Raw genomic sequence first — 14,924 nt, 5'->3', positions numbered from 1 at the left:
TCGGCCGGCGCCTCCGGCGGCCGCGGCTCAGCGCTCGGCGGCCGCCATCCACTCCCAGATGCTCGTGCCGGCGTGGCGCGGGTCGTTGCGAGCGACGTAGATCCAGGACCAGTGCCCCGGATAGGTGTTGCCGTTCCAGGTGACGCCGTCGTACAGGCTCATGATCGAGCCGTCGATCCGCTCGTGGGCGTGGACGGTGTTGTCCTCCGGGTCCAGGGTGGTGTCGTCGGCCGAGGCCACGAGCCACGTGGGCGTCTCCATCGCCGCGAGCTCGGCGTCCGAGATGAAGTAGCCGCCGGAACCGTCGCGCGCACCGATCCCGCAGCAGATCGGCACGGAGGTAGCGAACATCTCGGGGTGCTCGGCGACCATCTTCAGCGACATGTACCCGCCGTTGGAGCAGCCGACGACGTGGATCCGGCTCGCGTCGATCCGGTGTGCCGCGGTGACCTCCTCGATCGCCTCCAGGACGAGCGGCGCGAAGCCGTCGCCGTCGAGCATCCAGGCGGACGTCGACTGCGGCGCGAGCACGTAGGCGCCGCCGAAGAGCTCCTGGGCCTCCGGCGTGGCGAAGCCGAGCGCGCCGCGGTTGGCCCGCAGCTGCGTCTCGTTGTCGTAGTAGACCCGCCCGTCGTCGGTCCGCAGCCCACCCTCGCCCCCGCCGTGGAGCCAGACGACGAGCGCCGCACCGTCGCGGTCGCGGCGACCCGCGGGGGAGAACAGCCGGTAGTTCAGGCCCGACGCCGTCACATGGCGGGTGAAGGCGTCGACCTCCGGATCGGACACGCGACCCTGGCGGAACGCGTCGAGCACGACCGGGCCGCCCGCACCCCTGGCGCGCAGCGGCTCCACCTGCGTGATCGCGTGATCGAGGTCCAGGACCACGTTGCGGCCGTACGGGCCCGTGTACTGCAGGGTGCTGCCGCCGTCGACCCCCCACCCGTGCTCGAGCTCCAGGGTGATCGCGCCACGCCGCGTCCAGCTCACCGCGGTCACCCGACGGTCCTGCTCGTAGGCGACCTCCCCGCTGAGCGGGTTGGTGGCGGTGACGTGCACGGCGAACGTCGACACGCTGAGCGACGACCGTTCCGCACGGCTCAGCGCGGGCGAGGAGATGACCAGCGAGGTCACCTGCTCACCGCCGTCGAGCACCTCGGCGACAGGCGTCACGAGTGCGGCGCCGTGCTCGCGGGTCTCGGCGCTCGCAGCCGGTGCGCCCAGCAGGGCGGAGGCGCCGACGGCGGCGCCTGAGACGAGCAGGGTGCGGCGGGTGATCGGGGTACGCATGGCGGAACTCCTTCGTCCGGGGCCACAGGGCCGGTATCCGCGACGAGGCGCGCCACCGGCCACCCGGAGGCTAGTGAGCGGTCTCGCCGTACGTCAACGGTTGGTGGCCGGGACGAGACGGTTCGTCAGCCGTGCAGGACCGGTCGGTAGGTGAGCTCCTGGGTGCGGCCGTCGAGCGTGCGGCTCTCGATCAGCTCGAGATCGAAGTCGTCCGCCTCGCCGAAGACCGGATCGGTCCCGGTCCGGCCGCTGATGACGGGAAAGATCGTCAGCTGGACGCGGTCGACGAGCCCGGCCGCCATCAGCGCACGGTTCAGCGACAGGCTGCCGTGCGAGCGGAGCGGGACGTCGGAGTCCGCCTTGAGGCGGGCGATGAGCACGGCGGCGTCGCCCGCGACGATCGTCGCGTCCGGCCAGGTGACGCCTCCGTCGAGCGTGCTCGACACGACGGTCGTCGGCATGCCGCGGATGCGGGAGTTCACCGGGTCGAGGTCGGCTCCCGGGATGGGCCCCAGCAGCTCGACGAACTGGCGAAACGTGGTGGCTCCCAGCACCATCCGCTGTTCCTCGCGCAGCACGTCACGACGCCGGTCGAGGAACTCCGGCCCCTGCTTTCCCCAGTAGCCGCCCCAGTCGCCATCCGGGCCGTAGGACCCGTACCCGTCAAGGGTGGCGAAGACGTCCCAGGTGTAGGTGGTGGCCATGATGTTCTCCTCGGGTGTCGGGACCGTGTCGTGGTGACGGACGAGGAGCGCTGACCAAACTCATCGCTACCGGCCCGCGCCCGTGATCCGGCGGCGCAGCTCGGCGGCCGCGGCCCGGGGGTCGTCCGCCTGCGTGATGGCGCGTACGACGACGACGCGGTGCGCCCCGGCGTCGAGCACCTGGTCGAGTCGGGCGGCGTCGACCCCGCCGATGGCGAACCAGGGCGTGCCCGGAGCCCGGGCCGCGACGTCGCGCACCAGGTCGAGGCCCACGGCCGGGCGGCCCGGCTTGGTCGGCGTGGCCCACACGGGCCCGACGCAGAAGTAGTCGACACGCGGGTCGGCCTCGGCCGCCTGCGCCTGGTCGAGGGAGTGGGTGGACCGGCCGAGCACGGGGCCGTCGCCCAGCAGGGTCTGCACGGCGTCCGACGGCAGGTCGCCCTGGCCCATGTGCACCACCGGAGCCCCGGCGAGCCGTGCGACATCGGCGCGGTCGTTGACCGCCCACAGCGCGCCGTGCTCGGCGGCCACCCGGGCGACGAGCGCGTGCAGCTCGACCTCACGGGCCGCCTCCAGGGACTTGTCCCGGAGCTGGACGACGTCGACGCCGCCCTCCAGCGCCGCGTGCAGGAAGGGTTCGAGGTCGCCGGTGTCCTGCCGCGCGTCCGTGCAGAGATAGAGGCGGGCGTCGGCGAGCCGGGTACGGGGATCCACGAGGGCGAGTGTAGGTCGATGCCGTACGGGCCGGTCCGCGCCGTGCGCCGTGCGGCCGGGTCCGGGTGGCCCGCGGCCGGGGTTATCGTTGTCGGGTGCACGGGAGCCCCGGACGGGGCTGAGAGGGCGCAGGGCGCCGACCGTCGAACCTGATCTGGGTCATGCCAGCGAAGGGAGCTTCAGCTGTGAGCAGTCATGTGTGTGACGTCCTCGTGGTCGGCGGGGGCATCGTCGGCCTGACCGCGGCCTGGCGGGCGCAGGAGGCCGGGGCGAGCGTCGTCGTGCTGGACCCGTCGCCCGGTGACGGCGCCACCCACGCCGCCGCGGGCATGCTCGGAGCCGTCATGGAAGCGGGCTTCGGCGAGGAGGGGCAGGCCCGGCTGGGTACCGCGTCGCTCGCCCTCTGGCCGGCGTTCGCCGCGGCCCTCGAACGGGCGGCGGACCTGCCGCCGGGCGCCGTCGGCCTGGAGACGGCGGGCACGCTCGCGCTCGCCTACGACCGTGACGACCTGGTCGCGCTGCGCCGGCTGCTCGCGCTGCACAGCGGGTGGGGCCTCGGCTCGGCGGAGATCTCGCCGCAGGACGCGCGACGGCGTGAGCCGGGCGTCGGGCCGCGGGTGGCGGGTGCCGCCTGGGTCCCGGGTGACCACCGGGTGGACCCGCGTGCGGTGCAGGTGGCCCTGTCCCGGGTGGTCGCGGCGCGTGGGACCCTCGTCCCGCACGCGGCAGTCTCCCTGACCCGGTCGGACGGTGCCGTCGTCGGCGCGCTCGACGAGGCAGGTACGGCGTACGCGGCGGGGACCGTGGTCCTGGCCGCCGGGCACGCCAGCGGGTCCCTGTTCGCGGGGGCGCCCACCCGACCCGTGCCCGGCACGACGCTGCGCCTGGACGCCGGGGCCGACCGGTCGCCGTCGGTCGTGGTGCGCGGCACCGTGCAGGGGCGTCCGGTCTACGCGGTGCCGCGCCCGGTGCGGCCCGACGGGCGGCGCGAGGTGATCGTGGGTGCGACCTCCGACGAGCGCGAGGACGATCACCTGACCCGTGCCGGGGACGTCTTCGGGCTGCTGCGCGACGTCCGGGCCCTGCTGCCCGAGCTCGACGACGCGGTCCTGCTGGAGGCCGTCACCCGTTCCCGCCCCGGTAGTCCCGACAACGCGCCGATCCTGGGCTGGGCCGCGGACGGCCTGTTCCTGGCCACCGGGCACCACCGCAACGGCATCCTGCTCACGCCGCTGACGGCGGCCGCCGTCGACCAGGCCCTGGGCGCGCCCCCGGACAGCGCGGACGCGGTGGCGGCCGTCGAGGCGACCACCCGGTTCGCGGACCCGCGCAGGTTCACCGACGCCTACAGCACCACCCGAGGAGGCACAGCATGACCAGAGCACCGTCCACGCCGGCCGGCACAGGAGCGCCGACCACCGGCGCACCGGCTACCGGCGCACCCACCACCGAGGCGCCAGGCACCGCCGTCGTCAACGGCGAGCCGTACCCGCTCGACGGCCCGCTGCCCGTCACCGACCTGGTGGCCCGGCTGCTGCCGGGGCTCGTGGTCGACGGCGCACCGCGGGGCGTCGCGATCGCGATCGACGACGCCGTCGTGCCCCGCGGAGCCTGGAGCACCACGACCATCAGGCCCGGCGACCACGTCGAGGTCGTCGCCGCGGTACAGGGAGGCTGACCGTGCTGACGAACGACGCACCGCTCACCATCGCGGGCACACCGCTGGGGTCACGCCTGATCATGGGCACCGGGGGAGCGGCGAGCCTGCTCGCCCTGGAGGACGCCCTCGTGGCGTCGGGCACGGAGCTGACGACCGTCGCGATGCGGCGCGTGTCCCGTCCCCGGCAGACCGACGACCCGGCCCGTGCCGGCGACCCGTCCGTCTGGGGCCTGCTCGAGCGCCTGGGCATCCGCGCCCTGCCGAACACGGCGGGCTGCTTCTCCGTACGCGAGGCGGTGCTCACCGCGCAGCTCGCCCGGGAGGCGTGCCGGACCGACTGGGTCAAGCTGGAGGTCATCGCCGACGACGTGACCCTGCTACCCGACGCGATAGGCCTGGTCGAGGCTGCCAAGATCCTGGTCGACGACGGCTTCACCGTGCTGCCCTACACCAACGACGACCCGGTCACCGCGCGCCGCCTGGAGGACGTGGGCTGCGCGGCCGTCATGCCGCTCGGCTCGCCCATCGGCTCCGGACTCGGCATCGCCAACCCGCGCAACATCGAGGCGATCGCCGCCGCGGCGTCGGTCCCGGTGATCCTGGACGCGGGCATCGGCACGGCGTCGGACGCGGCGCTCGCGATGGAGCTCGGGTGCGACGGCGTCCTGCTCGCCACGGCGGTGACCCGCGCCGCCGACCCGGTGCGCATGGCCCGCGCGATGCGGCTCGCGGTCGAGGCGGGGTACGACGCCGCCCGCGCCGGCCGGCCGCCGCGGCGGGAGCGGGCGCTGGCCTCGTCCCCGGTCGACGGGCTGGTCGCCGTCGGCGACAACCTGGACCTGGCCCTGTGACCGCGCTGCCGCCGCTGGTCGAGCCCGGCCGGGAGCTGAGCCGCGACGAGCTCGCCCGGTATGCCCGGCACCTGGTGCTGCCCGGGATCGGCCCTGAGGGGCAGCGCCGGCTCGCGAGCGCCCGCGTGCTCGTGGTGGGCGCGGGCGGCTTGGGCAGCCCCGCCCTGCTCTACCTCGCCGCGGCGGGCGTCGGCGTGCTGGGCATCGTGGACGACGACGTGGTCGAGGTCTCGAACCTCCAGCGCCAGGTGGTCCACGGCGTCTCCGACCTGGGCCTGTCCAAGACAGCGTCGGCACAAGCGGCGATCGCGGAGGTCAATCCGCACGTGCAGGTGGTCGAGCACCGGGAGCGGCTGACCACGGAGAACGCGCTCGACGTCCTGTCCGGGTACGACCTGGTGCTCGACGGGACGGACGCCTTCGCCACCCGCTACCTCGTGTCGGACGCCGCCGAGGTGCTGGGCATCCCGTGCGTCTGGGGCGCGATCTACCAGTTCACGGGGCAGGTCGCCACGTTCTGGGGCGCACCGCCGGCGGGTTTTGAGGGTGTGACCTACCGTGACGTGTTCCCGGACCCGCCGCCGCCCGGCGCGTCGCCGGACTGCGCGACGGGCGGCGTGCTCGGTGCGATGTGCGGCACGCTGGGCTCCGTCATGGCGACCGAGGCGATCAAGCTCGTCACCGGGGCTGGCGAGACCCTGCTCGGGCGGCTCGCGACGTACGACGCGCTGGCCGTCACGTGGCGCCACCTCGCCGTCCGGCGCGACCCGGCCCGGGAGCCCGTCACGGCGCTGCTGTCCGGCCCGGGCGACACCGACCCGTACGCGGTGTTCTGCGGGCTGCCGCCGTCGGACGACGCCCTGACGTCCGTACGCGAGCTGGCGGCCTTGCGCGGTGTCGTACCCGAACCGGCGGTGCTGGACGTCCGCGAGCCGTGGGAGATCGAGCTCGCCGCCCTGCCCGGCGCGCGGGCCGTCCCCTCGGGTGCCTTCGCCGGGGCTGCGGCGGCCGGCGCGGTGGACGACGTCGCCGCGTGGGCGGGCGGGCGCCCGGTGCACGTGCTGTGCAGGTCCGGCGCCCGGTCGGCCCGCGTGGCCCGGCAGCTGCGCGACGCGGGGCTCGACGCCCGGTCGGTCGAGGGCGGCATGCTCGCCTGGGAGCGGGCGCAGGCGGGATGACCTGTCGTGCGGGAGCCCCGTGCCGCGCCGCGAGGCTCCCGCACGGCGGGGCTCAGCCCACCCGTCCGAGCCGGAAGACCTGGGCGGTTGCGCCGGTGCACGGCTGCTGGGTGAACCGGGTCCCGTCGGTCCCGGTCGCCGTGCCCAGCGTGAGGCACAGGTCGCTGTGCCGGGCGGTGAAGCTGAGGCCGGCGCCGGTCGCCGTCGGCCGCCACTGCTGGTTGGTGCCTCCGACGTACGACCAGAGATGCACCGAGGTCCCGTGGGCGACGGCGCCCGAGCCGCCGGCCACGTCCCAGACCTTGCCCGCGTGCTGGCTCAGCACCTGGTAGTAGCCACCCGAGGTGGGTGTGAAGCGCCAGCGCTGGTTGGCCTGGCCGGCGTCACCGCAGGCCCACTGCTGGAGGCCGGTCCCGTCGGTGGTGCCCCAGCCGGCCGCGTCGAGGCACTTGCCGCTCGCGGCGGATGCCACCTGGTACCAGGCGGCCGGGTCCGGATCTGCCGGGACGGTGGTCGACTGCGGGTCCCACGTATAGGTGGCGACCGCCCGGCCGGGCAGGGTGTGGGTCAGCGATCGGCCCTCGTCGGTGATCGAGAAGGTGCGGCTGCCGGAGGAGGCGTTCACGACGTAGGCGACGCGGGTCCCGTCCGGGTTCTGGAGGACGACGTTCTGGAGCCCGCCGGGCTGCTCGCTGGTCGAGCCGATGCGGCGGGCGCCGGCGTCGACGAACTTGCTGAGGTGGCCCAGGGTGTAGAACTCGGCGTTACGGGTGACCGTGCCCCCGGCGATCTCGACGACACCGTTGCAGCGCGTGCCACAGTGTCCCTGGTGCGGTCCGCCGTTCTGGTCGAGCGCGAGGTTCCAGTTGATGACCGTCTCGCCGCCGTTGCGCATGTTCCGCACGACAAGGTTCTCCGCGTGCCAGACGAGCGTGTCGCCGAAGGTTCCCGCTGCGTTCTCGCTGTCGGTGCCGGAGCACTCGGTGAAGTAGACCCGCTTGCCGGCCGCCACGATCTGGGCCTGGGCCTCGGGGGAGCCGCCGTAGCAGTGGAAGGCGGCGCCGGTCACGCGGGAGATGCCCTGAGTGCCGGCGAAGACCTCCAGCGGGTAGTCGGGACGGTCCCAGTTGTGGTCGTAGGCGAAGAGCTGTGTGCCCAGTCCGGCGCGGGTCAGCGCCCCGTCGAGCACCCGGAAGAACTCCGCCTGCTCGGCCGCGGACATGCTCATGGAGGGGTAGCTCGTCGCGAAGAGCGGCTCGTTCTGGACGGTGAGGTCGCTGAGCGGCACGCCCTGCTGCGCATAGGCCTGGATCGCCCGGACCAGGTAGTCGGCGTACTCGTCGTAGTTCTCGGCACGCAGGCTGCCACCGTTCAGGGAACCACCGGTCTTCATCCACGCCGGGGCGGTCCACGGGCTGCCCATGAACCGGATACCGGGGTTGATCGCGAGCGCCTGGCGCAGCACGGGCAGGATCTGCTGCTGGTCGCGGGCGATGCTGAACTGCCCGGGCGTGTCCTCGTAGGTGTAGAAGCCGCCGGAGTTGAAGTCGGTGCTGCCGAGCGGCTGGCGCAGGTAGTTCAGGCCGATGCCGTCGCCCGCGCGGGAGAACAGCGACCGCAGCAGGCTGTCGCGGGTGCCGGCGGGCAGGTTGCCGATCAGCGCGGCCGAGGCCTCGGTGACCGAGGCGCCGGCGCCGGTGAACCGCTGGGCCACCTGGCCCGGGTTCACACGGATGTCGACCGGTTGCGGGCCGGTGTCGAAGCTGAGGTTGCCGCCGTCGGCGAGCTTGCGGCTGCCGTCGGCGGTCGTGACCCAGACGTGCGCGGTGGTCGGTGCTGCGGCGGCGGGGGCTGCCGCGGGGCCGATGCCGACGGCGCCGACGGCCAGCACGCTCAGCGTGGCGAGTGTCGTCCGGATGGACCCGGTGCGGGTGGTGCGCGTCATTGCGACTCCCTCGGTGGGTGGATGGTGCGCCGATCGTACCGCTACCTACCGAGTGTTCGGTAGGTAGCAAGATCCCGTACCCGACAGGGTGGCGGGAGCAGGGAGAAACGGGTCCGTAGACTCGTTCGGATGACACGAGAAGGCGGGAGAACCAGGGTGCGGCGGCCTCCCGTGGAGCGCCGGGCGGAGATCCTGCGCATCGCCATGGAGACGTTCGCCGAGCGCGGCTACCAGAGCGCCTCGCTGGCCGAGATCGCCGACCGTGTGGGGCTGACCCAGGCCGGGGTGCTGCACTACTTCTCGTCCAAGGCCAGCCTGCTCACCGGGGTGCTCGACCTGCGCGACACCACCGACATCGAGGAGCTCGGCAGCGAGCGTCCGCGTGGACTGGCATTCCTGCGCCACCTCGTCGAGACCGTGCGGCGCAACACCGAGCGCGAGGGCATCGTGCGGCTCTACACGGTGCTCGCGGCGGAGAGCGTGACGGCGCAGCACCCGGCGCAGGACTGGTTCCGCTCCCGGTACCAAGGCTTGCGCGCCCTGGTCGTCGAGGCGCTCGACGAGGCGCAGGAGCTGGGGGAGGTGGCGGCCGACGTCGATACCGGGACGGCTGCCCGGGTGATCGTCGCGACCATGGACGGCCTCCAGCTCCAGTGGCTCCTGGAACCCGGCTCCGTCGACATGGCCGGTGCCACCGAGGTGGCGATCTCCCGCATGATCGGCCGCGACCTGCCACCGGCGGAGGGCCGCTGACCGAGCGGTTCAGGCGGCCTCGGGGATTCCGGTCAGTCGCACGGCCGGGCTCGGTTCGAGGCCGACGAGCCTGAGGAGCGACTGGTTCAGCTCGGTGATCGCGTCGCCGAACGCGCTGACCGGTCGCGTCTCCGGGTCGAAGGCGAGCATGCACAGGACCCCGAAGATCTGCCGCCAGCCCACCGTCATGAGGTAGACGACACCGAGGGGGAAGTCGTCACCCATCCCGGCGTTGTCCCGGACCAGGAACCGCCGGTACACGACCAGCTGTGCGGCCAGGTCGGCGGGGATCTCCTCGTCGGGCGGGTACGGCGCGCCGCTGCGCCGGACCCGGTCGAACAGCGGGGCCCAGGCCCCGCCGAGCCGGGACGCGATGCTCTGGCGCACCGACGCGCGAGCGCCGACAGCCTGTCGGAACCCCGGCCCCATGAGCAGGTCGAACTCGGCGCGGTGGGTGCCGCACCAGACCACTATGGCGTGCGTGCCCGCCTCGACCTGGGCCGGGAGGTCGTCCGGGTCCTGCTGCGCGACGACCGAGCCCAGGAACGCCAGCAGCCGGTCCATGGTCGTCTCGTAGAGCGTCTCCAGCAGCTCCTCGCGGCTCGTGACGACGTCACGGAGCTCGGATTCCGGTACGGCGAGGTCCTGTGCGACGGCGGCGAGCGTGACACCCGGGACGCCGTGCTCGAGCAGCTGCCGCCGGGCCGACGCGAGCGCCTCCTGTCGCAGCGGATCGCGCCCCATCCGAGCCCCCTCTCGCACCGGCCAGGTGCCTGTTCGTCCGGAACCCGGCAGCCGGGTGAGACGACGACGTATCAGCGTCGGACTCTATCCGGACAGTCGACTCCGATGCCAGGAAGATCAGGCGTCGACGAGTCGGACGCTCGGGCTGGGCCGCAGTCCGAGCGTCGCCAGGAGGCCGTGCATCATGTCGTCGAACATGGCGTCGAAGTTGCCGAACGCGTAGTCGAGCTGGTCGTAGGCGACCATGCACAGCAGGCCGTAGACCTGGCGCCAGAACCCGATGATCGTGTGGACGACGCCGACCGAGATCTCCTCGTCCGCCCCGGGGTCCTCCTGTGTCAGGACGGCGCGGTACGCGTCGAGCTCGGGCGCCAGACCGGGTGCGACGTCGGCGTCGGCCGGGAACGGCACGCCGGCCCGGGACAGGGCGGCGAAGCTCGGTACGAAGACCGGGGCCAGCCGGTGGACGAAGTGCGGCCGGCCGGCCCCGGCCGGCCCGACGGCGTGCTGGGCGTCTGCGCCGAAGAGCAGGTCGAACTCGTTGCGGTGCGTCCTGCACCACACGAACAGCGCATGCGTGGCCGCGTGGAGGCGGGCGACGTGGTCGTCGGCCGGCTGGCAGCGGACGACCGCCTCCAGATACGCCACGAGCTCGTCCAGCGTGTCGTCGTAGACGGCGGCGAGCAGGCCGGGACGCCCCTCGAAGTATCGGTACATGCCCGGGCCGGCGATCCCGACCTCCTTGGCGACCGCGACCATCGTGACGCCGTCGACCCCGTGCTCGGCGAGCAGTCGCCGGGCGGCCGCACGCGCGTCACGCAGGAGCTCGGCACGATGCTGCCTGCGCGTGGGGGTGGCGGTCACGATCCTCCTGCGGTGCTGCTCACGTTCTCCTGGCCTGGCACGTGAGGTGACAGTCTCGCATGTCGGCCGGAGAGCTTCCGCCGCCCCCTGCTGCGCACCGCTCATGGCACGTCCTGCACCCTTCCGTAGGCCTCTGACGTCCTCTGACGTCCTGCCCGGCGGCCCGCTCAGGGCCGCCAGGAGGTCAGAAGGGCGCGACGCCGAAGCGGTCGATGTACGTGCCGGTCGGGCCCTCGCCGTCGCGGGTGGCCAGCTCGACGATCGCGTCGGTGCCCTCCTGGACCGTCTGGTGGCCGCCGTGCCCGTTGAAGTCGGTGGCGGTGTAGCCGGGGTCGGCGGCGTTGATCCGCATCTCGGGGAACACCCTGGCGTACTGGACGGTGAGCATCGTGACCGCCGACTTCGAGGACGTGTAGAGCGGGGCGAGGACCCCGAACTCGACGCGTTCCGGATCGTGCACGGCGCCGAAGGAGCCCAGGCCGCTGGTCACGTTGACGATGGTGGGAGCGTTCGACCGCCGCAGGATGGGCGCGAAGGCCCGGATCATGCGGATGATGCCGAAGACGTTGGTGTCGTAGACGCCCAGGGCGTCCTCCGCGGTGAGCTCCGCGGGCGGCGTGGTCGGGCCCAGCACGCCGGCATTGTTGATGAGCACGTCGAGGCCGCCCGCCGCCGCGATCGTCTCGGCCGCGCGGGCGACCGACGCGTCGCTCGTCACGTCGAGCTGGACGAACCGCCCGCCGAGCGCATCCGCGGCCCGCCGGCCGCGTTCGGGGTCGCGGGCGCTCATCCAGACCGTGTGCCCGGCCTCGATGAGGCGACGGGCGGTCTCGTGGCCGAGGCTCTTGTTGGCGCCGGTGATCAGTGTTGTCGTCATGCCCCGACTCTGCGCCGCCGCCACGGGGGGAGCCAGGCCCGTCCGGACGTACGGACCGGCAGTACCACCCAGGATCGTGCTGCCGCTGGAACACTGGCGTGATGCAGGGTTCGCAGAATGACCTCGGGACGCTCCTTCACGCGTGGCGCGACCGCCTCTCGCCCGTCGACGTCGGGTTCCCCCTCGACCCGTCGCGCCGGACGGCGGGCTTGCGGCGCGAGGAGCTGGCCATGCTGGCCGGGCTGAGCGTCGACTACGTCGTCCGCCTGGAGCAGGGGCGTGCCACCCGGCCGTCCAGCCAGGTCGCGGCGTCGCTCGCCCGCGCGCTCCAGCTCAGCGACTCGGAGCGTGACCACCTCTTCGTGGTCGCGGGCCTGCTGCCGCCGTCGCCCCGCGAGGTGTCCGAGCACATCCCGCCCGGGGTGCAGCGCCTGCTCGCCCGCCTCGGCGAGGTCCCGCTGGCGGTCTTCACCGCGTCGTGGGACCTCGTGACGTGGAGCCCGCTGTGGGCGGCGCTGCAGGGTGAGCCGGTCCCGAAGGGCCCTGGGCGGAACCTGCTCCGGGCAGTCTTCTCCGAGGGCGCGCTCGACGGGGGCGAACAGCGGATCGTCGTCCGGTCGGGCAGCTCTGCCGGGTTCGAGGCGTCCCTCGTGGCGGACCTGCGCCGGGTGCACGGCCGGTATCCCGGCGACGTCGGCGTGCGCACCCTGGTCACGGACCTGCTGGAGTCGAGCGAGCGGTTCCGGGAGCTGTGGGAGAGCGGTGTCGTGGGCGAGCACCAGTCCGAGCGGAAGGTCGTGCGGACCGATCTCGCCGGCGACATCGAGCTCGACTGCGACGTGCTCAGCGTCGCCGGGTCCGACCTGCGCATCGTCGTGTACACGGCGGCGACCGGGTCCGAGGCGGCCGAGAAGCTCGACTTCCTGCGGGTCGCGGCGGTCGCCGCCGTCGGGGCGTCCTACGCGGCCCCGCCGGACGCCAGCGGGGTGTAGCGCACCTCGCTGACCTCGACGACGCCGTCGAGCGCCCGCAGCCCGACGACGCGTCCGGTGAACCCGCCGGCCACCTCCGTCGAGAGGTACCGGCCGTCGAAGCGGGTCAGCTCGTGCTCCGTCCCGTCGACGACGGCCGACAGGCGCACATCGTCCGGCCCGTCCGCGGTCGGGGGGAGCGCCTCGGCCCGCAGCGTGAGCGACGGCCCGGCCCACGGGACGGTCGTCCCGTGGACGGTCTCGACGGGACCGATGCGGACGACGGCGCGCAGCTGGCCGGCCTCGGCGCGGATCTCGCACCAGTGGGCGTCGTCCAGGCGCAGCAGGAGGGCTCCCGTGCCCTGCGCCAGGTCGAGGTCGGCCTCGAAGCGCCAGAAGGGATCGAGGGCACGTGCCGTCAGCGCGCCGACGGCGGCCCGCGGGCCGCTTCCCGGACGGAGCCGGAGACCCGCATCCGGCGCGGGCACCGCGATCTCCGTCAGCGCGGTGCCGGGGGAGACCCAGCGCGGGTGCAGCGGGACGGCGTCGAAGGTGTCCGTGTACGACGTGTCGGGCACCGGTCCGCTGTGGCGGTTCTCGTCGACGACCGGCCAGCCGTCCACCCAGTCGATCCCGGCCAGGAACGTCTCGCGGCCGTTGACATGGAACATCGGCGTGACGCCGCGCGGGCGCACCCCCAGGTAGACCACCGCCCAGGTGCCGTCCGCGTTCTCGACGAGGTCGGCGTGGCCCGTGTTCTGGACGGGATGCGTGGTGCTGCGGTGGCTGAGCACCGGGTTGTCCGGTGCGCCGGTGTAGGGCCCGTCGGGCCGGTCGGCGCGCGCCACCGAGACGCTGTGCCCGCGCTCCGTCCCGCCCTCCGCGACGAGCAGGTACCAGGAGGAGCCGCGCCGGTACAGGTGCGGTGCCTCAGGGTGCGAGAGGCCGGTCCCGCTCCACAGCCGGCGCGGCTGCTCCAGGACGGTCCCGGTCCCGAGTTCGACCCGTGCCTGCGCGATCCCGACGCCGTCCGGGCCGGTGGCGCAGTAGGTGACGTAGCACGTGCCGTCGTCGTCCCAGGCCAGGTCGGGGTCGATGCCGTGCAGGCCGTCGAGGAAGATCGGCGCGCTCCAGGGCCCGCGCGGGTCCTCGGCGGACACGACGAGCTGCCCGGGGCGGTCCGACACGTCGGTCGTGATCAGCCAGAACCGCCCGTCGTGATGGCGCAGGGTAGGGGCGAACACACCCCTGCTGGAGGAGGCGTGCCCAGCCGGGAACTGGTCGGGGCGGTCGAGCACGTTGCCGACGAGCGTCCACGTGAGCAGGTCGCGGCTGTGCCACAGGGGGACACCCGGTGCGTACTCGAACGACGAGTTCGCCAGGTAGTAGTCGTCGCCGACCCGGCAGATCGACGGGTCGGGGTGGAAGCCCGGGACGATGGGCACGACGCTCGTCAGAGCGGTGGACATGGCGGTGGACATGGCGGTGGGCTGGGCGGCGGGCTGGGTGGCGGTGGAGGTCACTTGATTCCTGTCGCTGCGATGCCCTGGATGAAGTAGCGCTGGAGCGCGACGAACAGCAGGAGCACGGGGGTGATGATGAGCACGGAGCCGGCCAGGAGGACCCCGTAGTTGGTCGAGTTCTGGCCGACGGAGTAGAGGGAGAGGGCGACCGGCAGGGTGTACATGTCCTCGGACTGGGCGACCACCAGCGGCCACAGGAAGTTGTTCCACGACCCGAGGAAGGTCAGGATCGCCAGCGTCGCGAGCGCAGGGCCGCACAGCGGCATGACGACGCGCAGGAAGATGCGCAGCTCGCCGGCTCCGTCGATCCGGGCCGCCTCGATGAGCGAGTCGGGGATGTCCTTGATGAACTGCCGCATCAGGAAGACCCCCAGCGGGCCGGCGAGGAACGGCAGGATGAGCGCGGGGTAGGTGCTCACCATCCCGAGCTTGCTCACCACGACGAAGAGCGGGACGAAGGTCACCACGCCCGGGACCATCAGCGTGACGAGCACGAGCGTGAACACCACACGCTTGCCCGGGAAGTCGAGCTTCGCCAGCGCGTAGCCCACCAGCGAGCAGAACACGAGGGTGCCCAGGACGGTGAACGCGGCGACGACGACGCTGTTGACGAAGAAGGTGCCGATGTCGAGCCGGCCGAACCACGCCGTGAAGTTGTCCCACGTGAACGTCTGCGGCCACCACGTCGGCGGGCGCTGCCGCAGCTCGGCCTCGGTCTTCACGGACCCGAGGAACATCCACACGAACGGGATGAGCGTCGCCGCGAGGGCGACGGTCAGCGCCGCGTACACGAGGACACGGCTGGGCCGGCCCCGACGGCGGGCCGACGGCGTGACGGGTACAGGGGTCACGA

15 protein-coding genes and 1 riboswitch are annotated in these 14,924 nt (G+C 73.2%); of the genes, 6 read left to right on the top strand and 9 right to left on the bottom strand.

Annotated elements, in window-relative coordinates:
• Positions 1–27: 27 nt before the first annotated feature.
• From LUU90_RS24735 to thiE, 3 genes are all read right to left on the bottom strand, one after another.
• The gene (locus tag LUU90_RS24735) at positions 28–1,287 is read right to left on the bottom strand and encodes a prolyl oligopeptidase family serine peptidase (protein ID WP_275006813.1); all 1,260 of its coding nucleotides are present in this window, start codon (positions 1,285–1,287) and stop codon (positions 28–30) included.
• Positions 1,288–1,412: 125 nt separating this feature from the next.
• Positions 1,413–1,991, bottom strand: a complete 579-nt coding sequence (locus LUU90_RS24730; RefSeq protein ID WP_275006812.1) for a dihydrofolate reductase family protein — start codon at positions 1,989–1,991, stop codon at positions 1,413–1,415.
• Positions 1,992–2,057: 66 nt separating this feature from the next.
• Positions 2,058–2,705, bottom strand: coding sequence for a thiamine phosphate synthase (thiE, locus tag LUU90_RS24725; RefSeq protein WP_275006810.1), 648 nt, complete (start codon positions 2,703–2,705; stop codon positions 2,058–2,060).
• A gap of 89 nt (positions 2,706–2,794) precedes the next feature.
• Positions 2,795–2,898: riboswitch (TPP riboswitch) on the top strand.
• Here thiE and thiO point away from each other — a divergent pair.
• From thiO to LUU90_RS24705, 4 genes are all read left to right on the top strand, one after another.
• Positions 2,891–4,081, top strand: a complete 1,191-nt coding sequence (gene thiO, locus LUU90_RS24720) for a glycine oxidase ThiO (RefSeq protein WP_275006808.1) — start codon at positions 2,891–2,893, stop codon at positions 4,079–4,081. It overlaps the preceding riboswitch by 8 nt.
• Positions 4,078–4,383: a sulfur carrier protein ThiS gene (gene thiS / locus LUU90_RS24715; RefSeq protein WP_275006806.1), complete on the top strand. Its 306-nt coding sequence runs from the start codon at positions 4,078–4,080 to the stop codon at positions 4,381–4,383. Before thiO ends, thiS begins: the two co-directional genes overlap by 4 nt.
• Before the next feature lie 2 nt (positions 4,384–4,385).
• The gene (locus LUU90_RS24710; protein WP_275006804.1) at positions 4,386–5,216 is read left to right on the top strand and encodes a thiazole synthase; all 831 of its coding nucleotides are present in this window, start codon (positions 4,386–4,388) and stop codon (positions 5,214–5,216) included.
• Complete coding sequence (locus LUU90_RS24705; protein WP_275006802.1) at positions 5,213–6,394, top strand: ThiF family adenylyltransferase; 1,182 nt, start codon at positions 5,213–5,215, stop codon at positions 6,392–6,394. The genes LUU90_RS24710 and LUU90_RS24705 overlap by 4 nt, the downstream gene beginning before the upstream one ends.
• A gap of 52 nt (positions 6,395–6,446) precedes the next feature.
• Here the strand turns inward: LUU90_RS24705 and LUU90_RS24700 are convergent, their stop codons facing one another.
• A complete protein-coding gene (locus LUU90_RS24700; RefSeq protein WP_275006800.1) occupies positions 6,447–8,339 on the bottom strand; it encodes an RICIN domain-containing protein in 1,893 nt (630 codons plus the stop codon).
• 129 nt (positions 8,340–8,468) lie between these two features.
• Between LUU90_RS24700 and LUU90_RS24695 the strand changes: the two genes are divergently transcribed.
• The gene (locus LUU90_RS24695; RefSeq protein ID WP_275006799.1) at positions 8,469–9,092 is read left to right on the top strand and encodes a TetR/AcrR family transcriptional regulator; all 624 of its coding nucleotides are present in this window, start codon (positions 8,469–8,471) and stop codon (positions 9,090–9,092) included.
• 9 nt (positions 9,093–9,101) lie between these two features.
• Here the strand turns inward: LUU90_RS24695 and LUU90_RS24690 are convergent, their stop codons facing one another.
• The 3 genes from LUU90_RS24690 to LUU90_RS24680 form a co-directional block, all read right to left on the bottom strand.
• Positions 9,102–9,836 (bottom strand): TetR/AcrR family transcriptional regulator, encoded by a 735-nt coding sequence (locus LUU90_RS24690; protein ID WP_275006798.1) that lies wholly within the window; start codon positions 9,834–9,836, stop codon positions 9,102–9,104.
• A gap of 117 nt (positions 9,837–9,953) precedes the next feature.
• Positions 9,954–10,700, bottom strand: coding sequence for a TetR/AcrR family transcriptional regulator (locus LUU90_RS24685; protein WP_275006797.1), 747 nt, complete (start codon positions 10,698–10,700; stop codon positions 9,954–9,956).
• Positions 10,701–10,884: 184 nt separating this feature from the next.
• On the bottom strand, positions 10,885–11,577 hold the full coding sequence (locus LUU90_RS24680) for an SDR family NAD(P)-dependent oxidoreductase (protein ID WP_275006796.1): 693 nt from the start codon (positions 11,575–11,577) through the stop codon (positions 10,885–10,887).
• A gap of 101 nt (positions 11,578–11,678) precedes the next feature.
• Between LUU90_RS24680 and LUU90_RS24675 the strand changes: the two genes are divergently transcribed.
• Positions 11,679–12,569 carry a helix-turn-helix transcriptional regulator gene (locus LUU90_RS24675; protein WP_275006795.1) on the top strand — a complete coding sequence of 297 codons (891 nt, stop codon included), beginning with the start codon at positions 11,679–11,681 and terminating at the stop codon, positions 12,567–12,569.
• Here the strand turns inward: LUU90_RS24675 and LUU90_RS24670 are convergent.
• Both LUU90_RS24670 and LUU90_RS24665 read right to left on the bottom strand, forming a co-directional pair.
• Complete coding sequence (locus tag LUU90_RS24670; RefSeq protein WP_275006793.1) at positions 12,536–14,071, bottom strand: glycoside hydrolase family 43 protein; 1,536 nt, start codon at positions 14,069–14,071, stop codon at positions 12,536–12,538. The two genes, LUU90_RS24675 and LUU90_RS24670, sit on opposite strands and share 34 nt — an antisense overlap.
• Complete coding sequence (locus tag LUU90_RS24665; RefSeq protein ID WP_275006791.1) at positions 14,068–14,922, bottom strand: carbohydrate ABC transporter permease; 855 nt, start codon at positions 14,920–14,922, stop codon at positions 14,068–14,070. Before LUU90_RS24665 ends, LUU90_RS24670 begins: the two co-directional genes overlap by 4 nt.
• Between the last annotated feature and the right edge of the window lie 2 nt (positions 14,923–14,924).

The sequence above is a fragment of the Promicromonospora iranensis genome, from assembly GCF_028994775.1.
Classification (GTDB): Bacteria; Actinomycetota; Actinomycetes; order Actinomycetales; family Cellulomonadaceae; genus Promicromonospora; species Promicromonospora iranensis_A.
The sequence above is the reverse complement of the archived record's forward strand: the minus strand, read 5'-3'. Positions and strand labels throughout refer to the sequence as shown.